The sequence below is a fragment of the Pseudonocardia sulfidoxydans NBRC 16205 genome, assembly GCF_007989085.1.
Classification (GTDB): domain Bacteria; phylum Actinomycetota; class Actinomycetes; order Mycobacteriales; family Pseudonocardiaceae; genus Pseudonocardia; species Pseudonocardia sulfidoxydans.
This window is the reverse complement of the sequence record NZ_BJVJ01000049.1, coordinates 1-17,036: the sequence shown is the minus strand read 5'-3', so window position 1 is coordinate 17,036 and position 17,036 is coordinate 1. Positions and strand designations below refer to the sequence as shown.

The following is a 17,036-nucleotide window of genomic DNA, read 5'->3' as shown; positions in this document are numbered from 1 at the left end:
CGTCCGCCGCACCTCACCTCACCGAGCGTGTCGTGAGCGCAGGTTCGCCGCGCTGGTGACACGCCCGCGTTGACGACCCGCGTCGAACGTGTGATCAGCGCGACCCGGGAGCGCTCGTGACACGTTCGCGGGTGCCCGGCCTGTCTCCGGTGCGCGTGGCGGGCCGGTGCGCAGCACCTGCCCGTCGAGCGGGTCACCAGCGCGGATCTCGGACCCTCACGACACGTTCGGTGCGAGAAGCACCGCCGAGCGTGTGATCAGCGCGGTCGGGCGGCGCTGATCACACGTTCGACGTCGGGCGTGGAGTGCGGGACCGCGTCCGTTTCGTCCGCTTCTACAGGTTGTAGCGCCAACCCGACCGCGGTGCGGCGGCCGCAGGCGGCGCCTTCTACCATCGGGTCGTGGCCCGATCCTCGCTGCTCGACCGCCTGCCCGTGACGCCCCCGGTGCTGATGGTGCGGCTCGCCATCGCGGCCGTGGTCGCGCAGATCGGCATCGCGGTCACCGGGTCGGTCGTGCGGGTCACCGGGTCCGGACTGGGCTGCCCGACGTGGCCGCAGTGCAACCCCGGCAGCCTGATCCCCGTCGCGCACCCGGAACTGCTGCCGCTGCACCAGTGGGTGGAGTTCGGCAACCGGCTGCTGGCCGTCGTCGTCGTACTCGTCTCCGGTGCGTGCCTGCTCGCCGCGATCGCGGCCCGGCCCCGCCGCAAGCGGCTGATCTGGCTGGCCGCCGCGATGCCGCTGGGTGTCGTCGCGCAGGCCGTCATCGGCGGCATCACCGTGCTGGCCGGGCTCGCGTGGTGGAGCGTGATGCCCCACTTCCTGGCCTCGATCGTGCTGGTGTGGCTCGCCGTCGAGCTCGTGGCCGAGGCGCGCAACGGCGGCCCGACCACGCCGGTCGTCCCCCGGGCCGTCCGCGCGCTCGTCGTCGTGTCGACGGTCGTGCTCGTCGCCCTGCTCGCGGCCGGGACGCTCGTCACCGCCGCCGGCCCGCACGCGGGCGACTCCGCGACCCCGCGCCTCGACATCCCGGTGCCGGCGCTGGCGCAGCTGCACGCCGACCTGCTCTTCGGCTACCTCGGTCTCGTCGTCGGCCTCGGGTTCGCCCTGTGGGCGACGGACGCGCCCGCACGGGTCCGGCGCCGCTACTGGTGGCTCGTCGGCGTCGTGCTGGCACAGGGCGCGCTGGGTGGCATCCAGTACGGCCTGGGCGTCCCCGAGGTGCTCGTCTCGTTCCACGTCCTCGGCGCGGCGCTGGTCACCGCGGCCGCCGCGGCGGTCTGGACGTCGACGCGCTCGCCGATCCGCGGCACCGCGCCGATCCACCCCGCCACCGCCCCCGCACCCGCCACACCTGCTCCCGGCCCCGGCCACGCCCCCGCCGACGCCGAGCCGACCACCGCCGACGCGCCGGCCGACGGCTCGGCGGTCCACGCTCAGTCCTGAGCCGGACGCTTCTGATCTTCCCCGCACATCGGCAAGGAGGCCGTGAATGCGCGCAGTCCAGGTGACCGAGCCCGGCGGGCCCGAGGTCCTCACCCTCGTCGACCTCCCCGAACCCGAGCCCGGGCCCGGGGAGCTGCTCGTCGACGTCGCCGCCGCGGGTGTGAACTTCATCGACACCTACCAACGCAGCGGCCTCTACCCGATGGACACGCCCTACGTCGCGGGTCTGGAGGGCGCGGGCCGGGTCCGGGCGGTGGGCGACGGCGTCTCGAACGTCGCGGTGGGCGACCGGGTCGCGTGGAGCGAGCAGCTGGGCAGCTACGCCGACGCGCTCGTCGTGACGGCCGACAAGGCCGTGCCCGTCCCCGACGGGGTGTCCGACGACCACGCCGTCGGCGCGCTGCTGCAGGGCATGACCGCGCACTTCCTCGTCACCGACACGTTTCCCGTCTCCCCCGGCGACACCGTGCTGGTCACGGCCGCCGCGGGCGGGGTCGGGCTGCTGCTGACCCAGATGGTCACGGCGCGGGGCGGGCGGGTCGTCGCCACGGTGTCGACGCCCGAGAAGGAGGAGCTGGCGCGCGCCGCGGGCGCGGCGGAGGTGGTGCGCTACACCGAGGTCGACGACCTGGCCGGCGCGATCCGCGAGGCGGCGGGCGGGGAGGGTGTGGCGGTGGCCTACGACAGTGTCGGCGCCACGACGTTCGACGCCAGCCTCGCGAGCCTGCGCCGGCGCGGCATGCTGGTGCTGTTCGGCGGGGCGAGCGGGCCGGTCCCGCCGGTCGACCCGCAGCGGCTCAACGCGCAGGGCTCGGTGTTCCTGACCCGCCCCAAGCTGTTCGACCACATCGCCGACCGCGACGCGCTGCTGGCCCGGGCCGCCGCGGTGTACGGCGAGGTCGCCGCCGGGACGCTCGACGTGCGCATCGGCGGCCGCTACGCCCTCGCGGAGGCCCGCACCGCGCACGAGGACCTGGAAGGCCGCCGCACCACCGGGAAGCTGCTCCTGCTGCCCTGACTCCGCCGGCCGCCCTGGCCCCGGGTCAGCCGACCCGGTCGGACAGCGACACGACGATCCCCTCGGGGCCGCGCACGTAGGCCATCCGCACGCTGCCGTCGAACTCGCTGCCCTCGTACTCGCCGATGCCACCGACGAGCCCGTAGCCGTCGGCGGCCACCGCGGCGACGGCGGCGTCGAGGTCCTCGACCTCGAAGCACACGTTGCGCAGGCCGAGCTCGTTGGCCATCGCCGTGGGCGAGCCGGGCACGTGGTCGGGCGTCACGAATCGGGACAGCTCGAGCCGCGTCCCCCCGTCGGGCGGGCGGAGCATCACGATCTCGCAGTGCGCGCCGGGGATGGCGCAGACGGTCTCGACGAACTCGCCCTGCACGGTGCCGCTGCCCTCGACCTCGAGCCCCAGCCCGACGAAGAACGCCGTCACCGCGTCGAGGTCGGCGACGGTGATGCCGATGTGGTCGAAACGTCGTACGTGTGTCACGGGGTCCGTCCTTCGCTGGTCTGCCTGCTGGTTCGACCAGGGGACGCAGCCGCGGACGGATTCTCGACAACGCCCGTCGGACAGCGGCCCGTCAGAAGGGCAGGCCGAACACCGGCAGGCCGACGGCCGCGTCGACGGCGATCGCGGCGAACAGCACGCACAGGTAGATGTTCGACAGGTGGAACAGCTTCATCGGAGTCACGTCGCGGCCCGCCTTGACCGCGGAGTGCATCCGGTGGCTGCGGTAGACGAAGTAGGCCCCGCCCAGCACGGCGACACCGGCGTAGATCCACGACGTCACCGGCAGGAGCAGCAGCGTCCACAGCGCCATCACCCAGCTGTAGACCACGATCCGCACCGACACCTGCGTCGGTGTGGCGACGACCGGCAGCATCGGCACGCCGGCCGCGGCGTAGTCGTCGCGGTAGCGCATGGCCAGGGCCCAGAAGTGCGGCGGCGTCCAGAAGAAGATCACACCGAACATGACCAGGGCGGGCCAGCCGACGTCGCCGGTGACCGCGGCCCAGCCGATGACGACGGGCATGCAGCCCGCGGCGCCGCCCCACACGATGTTCTGTGACGTCCGCCGCTTGAGCAGCAGTGTGTAGACGAGCACGTAGAACGCGATCGCGGCGGCCGACAGCGCGGCGGCCAGCAGGTTCGTGGTGAGCGCGAGCCACGCCGAGCTGATGGCGCCCAGCACGAGACCGAAGATCAGCGCGTTGCGCGGCGGCACCACGCCCTTCGCGAGCGGGCGTCGTGCCGTGCGCTTCATCTTCGCGTCGATGTCGGCGTCGACGACACAGTTCAGGGCGTGCGCGCTCGCGGCCGCCATCGCGCCGCCGACCAGCGTCGCGAGGATGAGCCAGACCGACGGGACACCGCGCTGGGCGAGGAACATCGCCGGGACGGTGACGACGAGCAGCTGCTCGATGATCCGCGTCTTGGTGAGCGCGAGGTAGGAGTCGACGACCCCGCGCGCCCGCTGCAACCGGGTCGTGCCGGGGTCGCGCCGCACGCCGGCATCCGGTGTCGGGACCGGCTCCGCGGGTGTCGCCGGGGCGCTCACCAGTTGGTACCTCGCTCGATGTGGTGGGGCGGACCGCGCGGCCCGGCTGGGCGGGCCGTCGTGGTTCCGTGGCAGTTCCGTGCCGCACTTCTACAGCGCGTCGATGGTAACCGGGCGCATGACGGGCGGGACCGTGGGGTAGACCGCATCGTGGCCCCGGCCGCGGCCCCGGACCCGGTGCCGCTCGTGGGCCGCTCACGGAACCCCTCCCCCGCCACCACCGACGGTGACCGGGTGGCCCGGCGGGACCGGTCCGGATCCGCCCGGCGTCCACTGTGCAGTGACTCCGACGTCGGGTGTCCGACCCGGTCACGTCGGCCGTAAGGCCCCTGGCGGAGAAGGTCACCGTGACTAGGCTGATCCCGACCGGACCCGTGAACGCGCGGGTCCCCACGATCCGAGACGACCCCAGGAGCGCAACCCGTGTCAGCGACCGACGTCTCCCCCCTCCTGCACCCCGACGTGCCTGCCGACTGGACCGACTTCGACCGCAAGGCCGTCGACACGATCCGGGTCCTCGCCGCCGACGCCGTGCAGAAGGCGGGAAACGGCCATCCCGGCACCGCCATGAGCCTCGCCCCGCTCGCGTACACGCTGTTCCAGCGCGTCATGCGGCACGACCCGTCGGACGCCGACTGGGTCGGGCGCGACCGGTTCGTGCTGTCGTGCGGCCACTCGAGCCTCACGCTGTACCTGCAGCTGTACCTGTCGGGCTACGGGCTGACGATCGAGGACCTCGAGGCGTTGCGCACGTGGGGTTCGAAGACCCCCGGCCACCCCGAGCACCGCCACACCCCCGGCATCGAGATCACGACGGGCCCGCTGGGCCAGGGTCTCGCGTCGGCGGTCGGGATGGCGATGGCGGCGCGGCGCGAGCGCGGCCTGTTCGACCCCGACGCCCCCGAGGGCTCCAGCCCGTTCGACCACCACGTGTACGTGATCGCCTCCGACGGCGACATCGAGGAGGGCATCACCTCCGAGGCGTCGTCGCTGGCCGGGCGCCAGGAGCTGGGCAACCTCACCGTCGTCTACGACGACAACAAGATCTCCATCGAGGACGACACCGACATCGCGCTGTCGGAGGACACCGCGGCGCGCTACGAGGCGTACGGCTGGCACGTGCAGGTCGTCGAGGGCGGCGAGAACGTCACCGGCATCCTCGCGGCACTGGAGGCGGCCAAGGCGGAGACGCAGCGGCCGTCGTTCATCCTGCTGCGCACGATCATCGGCTATCCCGCGCCGAACAAGATGAACACCGGCGCCGCGCACGGTGCCGCCCTCGGCGTCGACGAGGTCGCCGCCGTCAAGGAGGCGCTGGGCTTCGACCCCGCCAAGAGTTTCGACGTCGACCCCGAGGCGCTGGCCCACGCACGTGAGGTCCGCGACCGCGGACAGCGGGCGCACCAGGAGTGGGAGAAGTCGTTCGAGGACTGGGCCGCGCGCGAGCCGGAGCGCAAGAAGCTGTTCGACCGGCTCGTCGCCCAGGAACTGCCCGCCGGCTGGGCCGACGCGCTGCCGCACTGGGACCCCGACCCCAAGGGTGTCGCCACCCGCAAGGCCTCGGGCGCGGTGCTCGACGCGCTCGCCGACGTGCTGCCCGAGCTGTGGGGCGGCTCGGCCGACCTGGCCGAGAGCAACAACACCACGATGAAGGGCGCCGACTCGTTCGGCCCCAAGGACGCCGCCACGAAGATGTGGAACGCGCACCCGTACGGGCGCACCCTGCACTTCGGCATCCGCGAGCACGCCATGGGCGCCGCGCTCAACGGCATCGCGCTGCACGGCCCGACCCGGCCCTACGGTGGCACGTTCCTGGTCTTCAGCGACTACATGCGTCCGTCGGTGCGGCTCGCCGCGCTGATGAAGGCCGACCCGATCTTCGTGTGGACGCACGACTCGATCGGCCTGGGCGAGGACGGCCCCACCCACCAGCCGATCGAGCACTTCGCGGCGCTGCGCGCGATCCCGGGGCTGGCGTTCGTCCGGCCCGGCGACGCCAACGAGACCGCCGCGGCGTGGAAGGCCACCCTCGAGCGCCACGACGGCCCCGTCGGCATCGCGCTGACCCGGCAGAACCTGCCGGTGCTGGCGGGCACGTCCACCGAGGGCGTCGCCAAGGGCGGGTACGTGCTGGCCAAGGAGTCGGGCGCCGACGGTCCCGCGCTGATCTTCATCGCGACGGGCTCGGAGGTGCAGATCGCCGTCGAGGCCCGCGAGGTCTTCGAGGCCGAGGGCGTCCCCACCCGCGTCGTGTCCATGCCGTGCGTCGAGTGGTTCGAGGAGCAGACCGACCTCTACCGCGAGGACGTCCTGCCCGCCGCCACCCGCGCCCGGGTCTCCGTCGAGGCCGGCATCGCGATGCCCTGGTACCGGTACACCGGCGACGCCGGCGAGCACGTGTCCATCGAGCACTTCGGGGCCAGCGCCGACTACCAGACGCTGTTCCGCGAGTTCGGGATCACCACCGAGGCCGCCGTCGCCGCGGCCCGCAGGAGCCTGGCGCGGGTATGACGGGCCCCGTACCGGGACACGATAAGAGGAGATCTTCATGAGCACCCACGAACGGCTCGCCGCACTGTCCGCGGCGGGCGTGTCCATCTGGCTCGACGACCTGTCCCGCGAGCGGCTGCGCAGCGGCAACCTGCGCGAGCTGATCGAGGACTGGAACGTCGTGGGCGTCACCACGAACCCGACGATCTTCGCCGGGGCCCTGGCCAACGGCGAGGCCTACACCGACCAGGTGCGCGAGCTCGCCGCCCGCGGTGCCTCGGTCGCCGACGCGGTGCGCGAGATCACCGTCGCCGACGTCCAGCAGGCCTGCGACGTGTTCTCCGGCACCTGGGAGACCACGGGCGGCGTCGACGGCCGGGTCTCGCTGGAGGTCGACCCGACCCTGGCCCGCGACACCGACGCCACCGTCGCCGAGGCGCTGGACCTGTGGAAGGCCGTCGACCGGCCCAACCTGCTGGTCAAGATCCCGGCCACCGAGCAGGGCCTGCCCGCGATCACCCGCGCGCTGGCCGAGGGAGTCAGCGTCAACGTCACGCTGATCTTCTCGGTCGAGCGCTACCGGCGGGTCATGGAGGCCTACCTCGACGGCCTCGAACAGGCCGCCGCCAACGGGCACCCGCTGGCGCCGATCACGTCGGTCGCGTCGTTCTTCGTGTCCCGCGTGGACACCGAGATCGACGCCCGGCTCGACAAGATCGGCACCGACGAGGCGAAGGCGTTGCGCGGCAAGGCCGGTGTCGCCAACTCGCGGCTGGCCTACGCGGCGTTCCGGGAGGTGTTCTCCGGTGAGCGCTACTCGGCGCTGAAGGCCAAGGGCGCCAAGGTCCAGCGGCCGCTGTGGGCGTCGACCGGGGTGAAGAACCCCGACTACTCCGACACCCTCTACGTCACCGAGCTCGTCGTCGCCGACACGGTGAACACGATGCCGGAGAAGACGATGAAGGCGTTCGCCGACCACGGTGAGACCCACGGCGACCGCGTCACCGGCACCGGCGCGCAGGCCCAGGAGGTGTTCGACGCGCTCGAGCGCGTCGGCATCGACCTCACCGACGTGTTCCTCACCCTGGAGAACGAGGGCGTCGAGAAGTTCGACAAGTCGTGGGACGAGCTGGGCACGACCGTCCAGGAGCAGCTGGACGGCGCGCGCTGACACACCCCATGACACTGGTCGATCCGGGCGACGGCCCGCTCGCCGCCGACGCCGCGCTCGTCGCGGCGCGGCTGGCGGGCGGGACCGTCGCGTCCCGGATCGGCGACGCCGACCCCAGTGTGTGGGGCCGGGCCGCGACCGACGCCGTCGGCTGGGCCGCGCTGCCGCGCACGTCACGGCCGCTGGTCGGGCAGATCGCGGCGCTGCGGGAGCGGTTCCGGGTCGACGGCGCACGCCGCGTCGTCCTGGTCGCCGCGCCCGGCCAGGCCCACGGCGCCGCCGTGCTCGCCCGGGCGTCGGCGGCCCCGCTGGAGGTGCTCGACTCGGCCGACCCGGGCGCGCTGGTCGACGTCCTCGAGGGCGACATGGCATCGACGGTCGTCGTGCACGTCGACACCGCGGGGCAGGCCGACGGCCCCGCCGACACGGTCGTCGCGATCCTGCGGGACGCGATCCGCGCCGAGGGCGTGCGCGCCGAGACGCGGGTCGTCGTCGTCACCGAGGCCGGCTCCCGGGTGGAGAAGCTCGCGCTGGAGGCCGGCGCGCCGGTCGTGACCGCGGAACGCGACGTGCCGTCGCGGTTCGGCACGCTCGGCGCGACGGCCCTGGTCGCGGCGGGGCTCGCGGGTACCGACGTCGAACAGCTGCTGGCCGAGGCGTCCGAGGCGACCGCGCTCGTCACCGCCGACCATCCCGACAACCCCGCTCTGGTGCTCGCGGGGCTGCTGCTCGCCGAGGACCCCGCGCCGCTCGTCCTCGACCCGGAGAGCGGGCCCGACGGGCTCGCCGACTGGGTCGAGCACCTCGTCGGCGGCTCGACGGGCGGGCTCGGACCGTTGCCGCTGCTCGTCCCCGGCCGCGGCGGGCGCGGGCCCTCCCTGACGCTGCGCCGGGGCGAGAACGTGTTCTCGACCCGTGGCGGGGTCGGGGCGCAGGTCGTGCTGTGGCAGTACGCCGTCGCCACCGTGGCACGGGTGCTCGGGGCCGACCCGTTCGCGGGCGGCGTCCCCTCGGCCGGGAGCGCGGAACCGTTGCGGTGCGTCGCTGTCGACGGCGACGTCGAGATCCGGGCGGGCGACGGGACGCATGCCGACTCGGTCGTCGACGCCCTGCGCGGGCTCGCCACCCGCGCCGGTGGGGCGATCGCCGTCGAGGCCTGGCTCGACCCACGCGAGGACGCGTCCGCGGCGGTCCTCGGGCCCGAGATCGCCCGCCGCACCGGCCGGCCCACCACGTTCGGCTGGGCCCCCCGCACCCTCGACGGCGTCGGCCGCCACCACCGCGACACCCCGGACACCGCGTTCCTGGTGATCACCGGCGACAGCGAGCATGATCACGACCTGCCGGCCGGCGGGACCCTCGACGATGTCGTCGCCGCGCAGGCGGGAGCCGCCACCGCCGACCTCGTCACCGCGGGTCGCCCGGTGCTCGGCCTGCACCTGCGCGACCGCCTCGGTGGCCTGGTGACCGTCGCCCGCGCGGTCCAGGAGCTCTGACCCGCACGAACGCCCTACCGCCGGACCCGGCCAGACATGCGTGACACCGACCAGACCTCGCACCGGCGAGGAGAACGGGGATGACACCGATGACGGCTGGCAGGACCACCGCCGGTCCGGGTGCGCTCGGCTGGACCAACCCGCTGCGCGACCCCCGTGACAAACGTCTCCCCCGCATCGCCGGCCCCTGCGGCCTGGTGATCTTCGGCGTCACCGGCGACCTCTCGCGCAAGAAGCTCATGCCGGCGATCTACGACCTCGCCAATCGTGGGCTGCTGCCGCCGGGCTTCGCGCTCGTCGGGTTCGCCCGCCGCGACTGGGGTGCCGACGACTTCGGCAAGGTCGTCCACGACGCCGTCCGCGCCCACGCCCGTACCCCGTTCCGGCAGGAGGTGTGGGACAAGCTCGCCGAGGGCTTCCGCTTCGTGCAGGGCACCTTCGACGACGACGACGCCTTCGACCGGCTCGCCCAGACCGTCCACGACCTCGACCGGGTCCGCGGCACCGGCGGCAACCACGCCTTCTACCTGTCGATCCCGCCCGCGGCCTTCCCCGTCGTCTGCAAGCAGCTGGCGCGCTCCGGGCTGTCCGCGCAGGACGGCGAGCAGTGGCGCCGCGTCGTCATCGAGAAACCGTTCGGCCACGACCTGCGCTCGGCGATCGAGCTCAACGGCATCGTCAACGAGGTCTTCCCCGAGGACTCGGTGTTCCGCATCGACCACTACCTCGGCAAGGAGACCGTCCAGAACGTCCTGGCGCTGCGCTTCGCGAACCAGCTGTTCGAGCCCATCTGGAACAGCCACTACGTCGACCACGTGCAGATCACCATGGCCGAGGACATCGGCCTCGGCGGTCGCGCCGGCTACTACGATGGCATCGGCGCCGCCCGCGACGTCATCCAGAACCACCTGCTGCAGCTGCTCGCGTTCACCGCGATGGAGGAGCCCGTCTCCTTCTCCTCCGACGAGCTGCGCGCCGAGAAGATCAAGGTGCTCAACGCCACCCGGCTCGTCGGCCCCATCGACGAGACCACCGCCCGCGGCCAGTACACCGGCGGCTGGCAGGGCGGCGAGCTCGTCCGCGGGCTCAAGGACGAGGAGGGCTACGACCCGAACTCGCGGACCGAGACGTTCGCCGCGATCACCGTCGAGGTCGACACCCGGCGCTGGGCCGGGGTGCCGTTCTACCTGCGCACCGGAAAGCGCCTCGGGCGTCGCGTCACCGAGATCGCGGTGATCTTCAAACGCGCCCCGCACCTGCCGTTCGACGCGACGATGACCGAGGAGCTCGGGCAGAACGCGCTGGTCGTGCGGGTACAGCCCGACGAGGGCGTCACGATGCGGTTCGGGTCGAAGGTACCGGGCAGCCAGATGGAGGTCCGCGACGTCACCATGGACTTCGGCTACGGCACCGCGTTCACCGAGGCCTCCCCGGAGGCCTACGAGCGGCTCATCCTCGACGTACTGCTCGGCGAGCCGTCGCTGTTCCCGGTGAACTCCGAGGTCGAACGCTCGTGGCAGATCCTCGACCCCGTCATCGAGTCGTGGGCGGGCGCCGACGGCGGCCCCGACCCCTACCCCGCGGGCAGCTGGGGGCCCGAGTCGTCCAACCGCATGATGGCCCGCACCGGACGCACCTGGCGGCGGCCGTGACCACCGCGACCACCGCCGCCCCGTCCGGGAGGAGCCCCCGATGATCGTCGACCTGCCGTCGAGCACCACGTCCATGGTCAACCGCAAGCTCGTCGAGCTGCGCGAGAGCGGCGGCGTCATGGCCCTGGGCCGCGTCCTCACCCTCGTCATCGTCACCGACGACGGCGGCGGCACCGAGGACGCCATCGAGGCCGCGAACGCCGCCAGCCGCGAGCACCCGTGCCGGGTCATCGTCGTCGCCCGTGGCGCCCGCAAGGCCGCTGCCCGCCTGGACGCCCAGATCCGGGTCGGCGGCGACGCCGGCGCCAGCGAGGTCGTCGTCCTGCGCGGCTACGGCCCGCTGGCCTCCGAGGAGGCGGGCGCCGGCATGGTCGTGCCGCTGCTGCTGCCCGACGCGCCCGTCGTCGCGTGGTGGCCCGGCGACGCGCCCGCCGTCCCCTCCGACGACGCGATAGGCCGCCTCGCGCAGCGCCGCATCACCGACGCGCTGTCCTCGCGCAACCCGATGAAGGCGTTCGAGCAGCGCCGCGCCGGTCACGTCGCGGGCGACTCCGACCTCACCTGGACCCGGCTCACGCACTGGCGGGCGCTGCTGGCCACCGCGCTGGACAACCCGCCGCACGAGCCCGTCACCGGCGCCGTCGTCGCCGGGGAGAGCGTGTCCCCGTCGACCGACCTGCTGGCCGGGTGGCTCGCCGTCCGGCTCGACGTCAAGGTCAAGCGGTCCCCCGCGACCGGCAACGGCGGCGGCATGTCGTCGGTGCAGCTGACCCGCCGTTCCGGGGCGATCGAGCTGCTGCGCCCCGACGGGCGTACGGCGACGCTGCGCCAGCCCGGCCAGCCCGACCGGATGATCGCGCTCACCCGCCGCGGCGTGCCCGACTGCCTCGCCGAGGAGCTGCGCCGGCTCGACCCCGACGAGATCTACGCCGAGGCCCTCACCGGCATCGGGCGCATCTCCCGTGGCCGGACCCCGGTCAACCTCGTCCCCTGACCCGTCCCGCACCCCGCCGCGAGAAGGTAGGTCCACCGTCCATGGCGCCCCAACCGGACATCGTCGTCCACCGCACCCCCGACGTGCTGGCCGCCGCCGTCGCGGCCCGGCTGGTCACCAAGCTCGTCGACCTGCAGGCGGCCGGGCGCACCCCGCGGCTCGGCCTCACCGGCGGCGGCATCGGCATCTCGCTGCTCGAACAGCTGCGCACCGGCACCGCCCGCGACGCCGTCGACTGGTCGCGGATCGAGTTCTACTGGGGCGACGAACGCTTCCTGCCCCGTGGGCACGCCGACCGCAACGAGACCCAGGCCCGTGAGGCGCTGCTCGACCACGTCGCGATCGACCCCGCCAAGGTCTTCGCGATGGGCGCCGACACCGGCACCGGCCCCTCGGGTGCCGACGCCGCCGCCGAGGCCTACGCCGACCTGCTCGCGAGCCGCGCCGCGCCCGAGGACCACGGCCCCATGCCGGCGCTCGACGTCCTGCTGCTCGGCATGGGCCCCGAGGGGCACACGGCCTCGATCTTTCCGCACTCCCCCGCGGTCTACGAGACCGAACGCACCGTCGTCGCCGTCCACGGCTGCCCGAAGCCGCCGCCGACGCGCATCTCGTTGACGCTGCCCGCGATCCGCAACTCCGTCGAGGTCTGGGTGATGACGACCGGTGAGCCGAAGGCCGCCGCCGTCGCCATGGCGCTGACCGGGGCCGGTGAGGTCGCGATCCCGGTGGCCGGGGTGAGCGGGCGCACCCGCACCCGCTGGCTGCTCGACAAGGCCGCCGCCTCGAAGCTGCCCCGCGACCTCGTGCCGCCGATCGCCTGACCCGCCGCCGGTGACGGTCCTGGTGGTCGACGGCGCCAACGTCGTCGGCTCGCGTCCCGACGGCTGGTGGCGCGACCGGGCCGGTGCCGCCGCGCGGCTGGCGGACCGGCTCGCCGCGGCGCTGGCGGCCGGCCCGTCGTCGACCGGGGACGTCGCCGCGGACGTCGACTGGATCGTGCTCGTCCTGGAGGGCGCGGCCCGCGCCGCGGCGATCGGCCCCGTGGATGATCTGGAGGTCGTCCGGGCCGCCGGGGACGGCGACGCGACGATCGTCGACGTCACCGCGGAGCTGACCGGCTCCGGCGCCGAGGTGGTCGTCGTGACCGCCGACCGGCTGCTGCGCACCCGGGTCGAGGCGGTCGGCGCGGGCGTCGCCGGCCCCGGGACCCTCCTGCGCGCCCTCGACGCCCTGTGAGCGGCCCCTGTGAGCGGCGATAGTCGCCATGGCGACTATCGCCGCTCACGACCGCTCGTCGCCCGGTACGGTGCCACACAGTGCCGCCGCACCGCCGCGCGCAACCTCACTGCTGTGTCAGCGGTCGAAGAGGACCGTAGGGTTGCGCGCCGGGGACACGCCGGGCGGCGGCCCGACGCTCACGGTTCGTCGGCTCAGCCGGTGACGCGGACGACGACCTGCTCGTCGGCGACCGTGTAGGCCTCCCACGCGAACGTGCAGCCGCTCACGTCGACGTACTCCCGCCACGCCCGGGCCTCGTGCTGCTCCCAGCCCGGGTAGTTGAAGAACTCGTCGAACAGCACGACGCTGCCCGGCCGCAGCCGCGGCCCGACGAGGTCGAGGACCGTCGCCGTCGACGAGTAGAGGTCCGCGTCGAGGTGCAACAAGTCGACCGGGCCGGGATGGGCGTCGAGGAACCCCGGCAGGGTGTCGGCGAACAGCCCGACGACGATCTCGGCGCCCGGCACGTCCGGCGGGGCGGTCACGTCGTCGAACACGCCCTCACGGAACCCGGCGCGCCACGTCTCGGGCAGCCCGTCGAACGAGTCGAACCCCGCGACGGCGCCCGGATCGCCCGCGCGGGCGTCGGCGATGCGGGTGAGCGTCCCGCCGGTGTACACGCCGAACTCCAGGGCCAGCCCGCCGCTCGGGGCCTTCGCGATCGCGTGGTCGAGCGTCGCCGCCGCGTCGGGCAGGGCGATGGCGTCGCGCATCTGCTCCTCGACGAACCGGGACGTCGACACGACCGCGGCCCGCTCACCGGCGGCCACCAGGTCGCGCCGGGACCGTCGTTCGGCGGCGCGCAGCTCGGCGACGACGGCGTCCTGGGACCGGCCGACGACGTCGGTCAGGTCGGTGCGCAGGGCGGCGATCTCGGCGCGCAGCGCAGCCGTCTGGTCGTCGACCCGACGGGTCACGATCTCGTCGACCGCCCGCATCACCTTGGCGCGCAAGGCCCCCCGGAGTATCCGACGGTCCTTGCCCACGGGTGCCGGATCAGAGCTCGCGGGACGCGCGGAGCCGGCCGAGGGCCTCTTCGAGGATGGCGGCGCCGTCGGCGTCGCTGCGGCGCTCCTTCACGTACGCGAGGTGCGTCTTGTACGGCTCGTTGCGGGGCGCCGCGGGCGGGGCGGTGTGGTCACGCCCGGCGGGCAGGCCGCAGCGCGGGCAGTCCCACGTCTCGGGGATCTCCGCCTCGGCGGCGAACGACGGACGCGTCTCGTGGCCCGTCGCGCAGAAGTAGGCGACCCGGACCCGCGGCGCGGTCTCGCCCCGCTCGGACTCGCCCATCGGACCGGCCCCGACGCGGGTGCCGCGGATCGCGTTGCCACCAGACATCGCCATGCTTCTGTACTCCTTCTCCGACCCGTGCCGGCCCGTCAGCCGAGCTTGATCAGGACGCCGGTGCCGACGATCGAGATCACCCAGATCGCGGCGGTGAACAGGGTCATCCGGTCGAGGTTCTTCTCCGCGACGCTCGACCCGGACAGGCTCGACTGGACGCCGCCGCCGAACAGGCTGGACAGACCGCCGCCGCGACCGCGGTGCAGCAGGATCAGCAGCACCAGCACGACGCTGGAGGCGATGAGCACGATATCCAGGGCGAGCTTCATCCCATCCTCATTCACATCGGGGTCCACCAGGCTACCCGTCGACCATGCGCGTCGGCCCGGGAGGTCCGGATGTTCCGTCATCGTGTGCTCGCGCAGCGCAGCCCGGGCGTTACCGAGGGCGTCCGCCGGTGCCGCGCAGGAGAACCGACGACGACGGGGCGGGGCCGGCGAACCCGGACCCCGCCCCGTCGTGTCGCGTGTCGGGCGCGCCGCCGGTTACGGCAGCGGGCCGCCCGCCGCGATGGCGCACAGCTTCGCGAACTCGTCGGGGTCCAGGCTCGCCCCACCGACGAGCGCGCCGTCGACGTCGGCCTCGCCGACGATCTCACCGACGTTGCCCGACTTCACCGAGCCGCCGTAGAGCACCCGGACCGCGGCCGCGACGGTCTCGTCGTAGAGCTCGGCGAGGGTGGCGCGCAGGGCCGCGCACACCTCCTGCGCGTCGGCCGGGCCGGCGACCCGGCCCGTCCCGATCGCCCAGATCGGCTCGTAGGCGACGACGAGGGTCGCCGCCTGCTCCGGGGTCACCTTCTCCAGCGCGGCCGACAGCTGCGCCGTGCAGTGCCCGACCTGGCCGCTGTCCTCGCGGACGTCGAGGCCCTCCCCGACGCACAGGATCGGGACGATCCCGTTGGCGAACGCCGCCCGCACCTTCGCGTTGACGACCGCGTCGTCCTCGTGGTGGTACTCGCGGCGCTCCGAGTGCCCGACGGTGACGTAGCGGCACTGCAGCTTCGCCAGCATCTGCCCCGACACGTCGCCGGTGTAGGCGCCCGACCCGTGCTGGGAGATGTCCTGCGCCCCGTGCGTCATCAGCAGGCCGTCGCCGTCGATGACGGTCTGGACGCTGCGGATCGCGGTGAACGGCGGCAGCACCGCCACCTCGACCTTGGCGTAGTACTTCTCGGGCAGCCCGTAGGCGAGCTTCTGCAGGAACGCGATGGCCTCGAGGTGCGTGAGGTTCATCTTCCAGTTGCCGGCGATGAGCGGCTTGCGGCCGGTCGGGGTCCCAGCGGGCGGGGTCACGGGCATCCTCGTCTTCTGTTCGTTCCGACCCGGTCGGTCGGTGGTCGTCGATCCGCCGGTCCGCGCTGCCCGGACGGGGCCGCGCGGGCCGGCGGATCAGGCGGCGCGGATCAGCGGTCGAGCACGGAGAGGCCGGGGAGGGACTTGCCCTCCAGGTACTCCAGCGACGCGCCGCCGCCGGTGGAGATGTGGGAGAAGCCGTCCTCGGGCAGGCCGAGGGCCCGCACGGCCGCGGCCGAGTCCCCTCCCCCGACGACGCTGAACGCGCCGGCCGCCGTCGCGTCGACGATCGCCTGCGCCACACCGCGGGTGCCCTCGGCGAAGGGCGCCAGCTCGAACACGCCCATCGGGCCGTTCCAGAACACCGTCCGGGCCCCGGACAGCGTCTCGCCGAAGACGCGGACGGTGTCCGGTCCGACGTCGAGCCCCATCCAGCCGTCGGGGATCTCGTCGGCCGCGACCAGCTTCGTCTTCGCGTCGGCGGCGAACGCGTCGGCGACGACGACGTCCGACGGCAGGATGATCTTGCCCGACTCCAGGAGCTTGCGGGCGTTGGCGATCTGCTCCGACTCGAGCAGCGAGGACCCGACGCCGTGGCCCTGCGCGGCGAGGAACGTGAAGCACATCCCGCCGCCGACCAACAGGCTGTCGACGCGCGGGAGCAACGCCTCGATGACGGCCAGCTTGTCGGAGACCTTCGAGCCGCCCAGCACGACCGAGTACGGACGCGCCGGGTCGTCGGTGAGGCGCCGCAGCACCTCGACCTCGGCCTGGACGAGCCCACCCGCGTAGGACGGCAGGTCCTGCGCCACGTCGTACACCGACGCCTGCTTGCGGTGCACGACACCGAAGCCGTCGGAGACGAACGCGCCGTCGTCGCCGATCAGCGACACGAGCTCGTCGGCCAGAGCCGCGCGCTCGTCGTCGTCCTTGCTGGTCTCGCGCGCGTCGAAGCGGATGTTCTCCAGCAGCACGACGTCGCCCGCGGCGAGGTTGGGCAGCTCGCCGCCGCGGACGAGCCGCACGGGCGCACCGAGCAGCTCACCGAGGCGGGCGGCGACCGGCTCCAGCGACAGCGCCGGGTCGGGCCCGCCCTTCGGACGGCCCAGGTGCGCGGCGATGACGACGATCGCGCCGGCCCCGGACAGCTCCGAGATGGTCGGGACCGAGGCCCGGATGCGCCCGTCGTCGGTGATCTGCTCACCGTCGAGGGGGACGTTGAGGTCCGAGCGGACCAGCACCGGCCGGCCCTCGACCCCCTCGTCGACCAGGTCGTCGAGTGACCTCACAGCTTCGA

The 17,036-nt window shown here is 73.6% G+C and carries 16 protein-coding genes; 9 read left to right on the top strand and 7 right to left on the bottom strand.

Features of this window, described 5'->3' with window-relative positions:
* Positions 1–401 precede the first annotated feature (401 nt).
* Positions 402–1,448 carry a COX15/CtaA family protein gene (locus tag PSU4_RS20945; protein ID WP_147111095.1) on the top strand — a complete coding sequence of 349 codons (1,047 nt, stop codon included), beginning with the start codon at positions 402–404 and terminating at the stop codon, positions 1,446–1,448.
* A 46-nt stretch (positions 1,449–1,494) separates the two neighbouring features.
* Entirely contained in the window at positions 1,495–2,466 is a 972-nt protein-coding gene (locus tag PSU4_RS20940; protein WP_147111092.1) for a quinone oxidoreductase family protein, read from the top strand.
* A 25-nt stretch (positions 2,467–2,491) separates the two neighbouring features.
* Here the strand turns inward: PSU4_RS20940 and PSU4_RS20935 are convergent, their stop codons facing one another.
* Together PSU4_RS20935 and PSU4_RS20930 are read right to left on the bottom strand one after the other, a co-directional pair.
* Positions 2,492–2,947, bottom strand: a complete 456-nt coding sequence (locus PSU4_RS20935; protein WP_147111090.1) for a VOC family protein — start codon at positions 2,945–2,947, stop codon at positions 2,492–2,494.
* Between the two features lie 91 nt (positions 2,948–3,038).
* The gene (locus PSU4_RS20930; RefSeq protein WP_147111158.1) at positions 3,039–3,965 is read right to left on the bottom strand and encodes a heme o synthase; all 927 of its coding nucleotides are present in this window, start codon (positions 3,963–3,965) and stop codon (positions 3,039–3,041) included.
* 474 nt (positions 3,966–4,439) lie between these two features.
* On the opposite strand from PSU4_RS20930, the gene tkt reads away from it, so the two are divergent.
* From tkt to PSU4_RS20895, 7 genes are all read left to right on the top strand, one after another.
* A complete protein-coding gene (gene tkt, locus PSU4_RS20925) occupies positions 4,440–6,527 on the top strand; it encodes a transketolase (RefSeq protein ID WP_147111087.1) in 2,088 nt (695 codons plus the stop codon).
* 37 nt (positions 6,528–6,564) lie between these two features.
* Positions 6,565–7,677, top strand: a complete 1,113-nt coding sequence (tal, locus tag PSU4_RS20920) for a transaldolase (RefSeq protein WP_147111084.1) — start codon at positions 6,565–6,567, stop codon at positions 7,675–7,677.
* An 8-nt stretch (positions 7,678–7,685) separates the two neighbouring features.
* Positions 7,686–9,173 (top strand): hypothetical protein, encoded by a 1,488-nt coding sequence (locus tag PSU4_RS20915; protein WP_147111081.1) that lies wholly within the window; start codon positions 7,686–7,688, stop codon positions 9,171–9,173.
* A gap of 80 nt (positions 9,174–9,253) precedes the next feature.
* Positions 9,254–10,825 (top strand): glucose-6-phosphate dehydrogenase, encoded by a 1,572-nt coding sequence (gene zwf, locus PSU4_RS20910; RefSeq protein ID WP_147111078.1) that lies wholly within the window; start codon positions 9,254–9,256, stop codon positions 10,823–10,825.
* Between the two features lie 40 nt (positions 10,826–10,865).
* Positions 10,866–11,819, top strand: coding sequence for a glucose-6-phosphate dehydrogenase assembly protein OpcA (opcA, locus tag PSU4_RS20905; RefSeq protein WP_147111074.1), 954 nt, complete (start codon positions 10,866–10,868; stop codon positions 11,817–11,819).
* A 41-nt stretch (positions 11,820–11,860) separates the two neighbouring features.
* Entirely contained in the window at positions 11,861–12,643 is a 783-nt protein-coding gene (pgl, locus tag PSU4_RS20900; RefSeq protein ID WP_147111071.1) for a 6-phosphogluconolactonase, read from the top strand.
* Between the two features lie 10 nt (positions 12,644–12,653).
* Entirely contained in the window at positions 12,654–13,058 is a 405-nt protein-coding gene (locus PSU4_RS20895; protein ID WP_147111068.1) for a hypothetical protein, read from the top strand.
* Between the two features lie 194 nt (positions 13,059–13,252).
* Here PSU4_RS20895 and PSU4_RS20890 read toward each other — a convergent pair whose 3' ends face one another.
* From PSU4_RS20890 to PSU4_RS20870, 5 genes are all read right to left on the bottom strand, one after another.
* Entirely contained in the window at positions 13,253–14,053 is an 801-nt protein-coding gene (locus PSU4_RS20890; RefSeq protein WP_147111065.1) for a class I SAM-dependent methyltransferase, read from the bottom strand.
* Between the two features lie 43 nt (positions 14,054–14,096).
* Positions 14,097–14,438, bottom strand: a complete 342-nt coding sequence (locus tag PSU4_RS20885) for an RNA polymerase-binding protein RbpA (RefSeq protein ID WP_147111155.1) — start codon at positions 14,436–14,438, stop codon at positions 14,097–14,099.
* 41 nt (positions 14,439–14,479) lie between these two features.
* On the bottom strand, positions 14,480–14,713 hold the full coding sequence (gene secG, locus PSU4_RS20880; protein ID WP_147111062.1) for a preprotein translocase subunit SecG: 234 nt from the start codon (positions 14,711–14,713) through the stop codon (positions 14,480–14,482).
* Between the two features lie 216 nt (positions 14,714–14,929).
* A complete protein-coding gene (tpiA, locus tag PSU4_RS20875; RefSeq protein WP_147111059.1) occupies positions 14,930–15,745 on the bottom strand; it encodes a triose-phosphate isomerase in 816 nt (271 codons plus the stop codon).
* 104 nt (positions 15,746–15,849) lie between these two features.
* Positions 15,850–17,028 (bottom strand): phosphoglycerate kinase, encoded by a 1,179-nt coding sequence (locus PSU4_RS20870; protein WP_147111055.1) that lies wholly within the window; start codon positions 17,026–17,028, stop codon positions 15,850–15,852.
* Between the last annotated feature and the right edge of the window lie 8 nt (positions 17,029–17,036).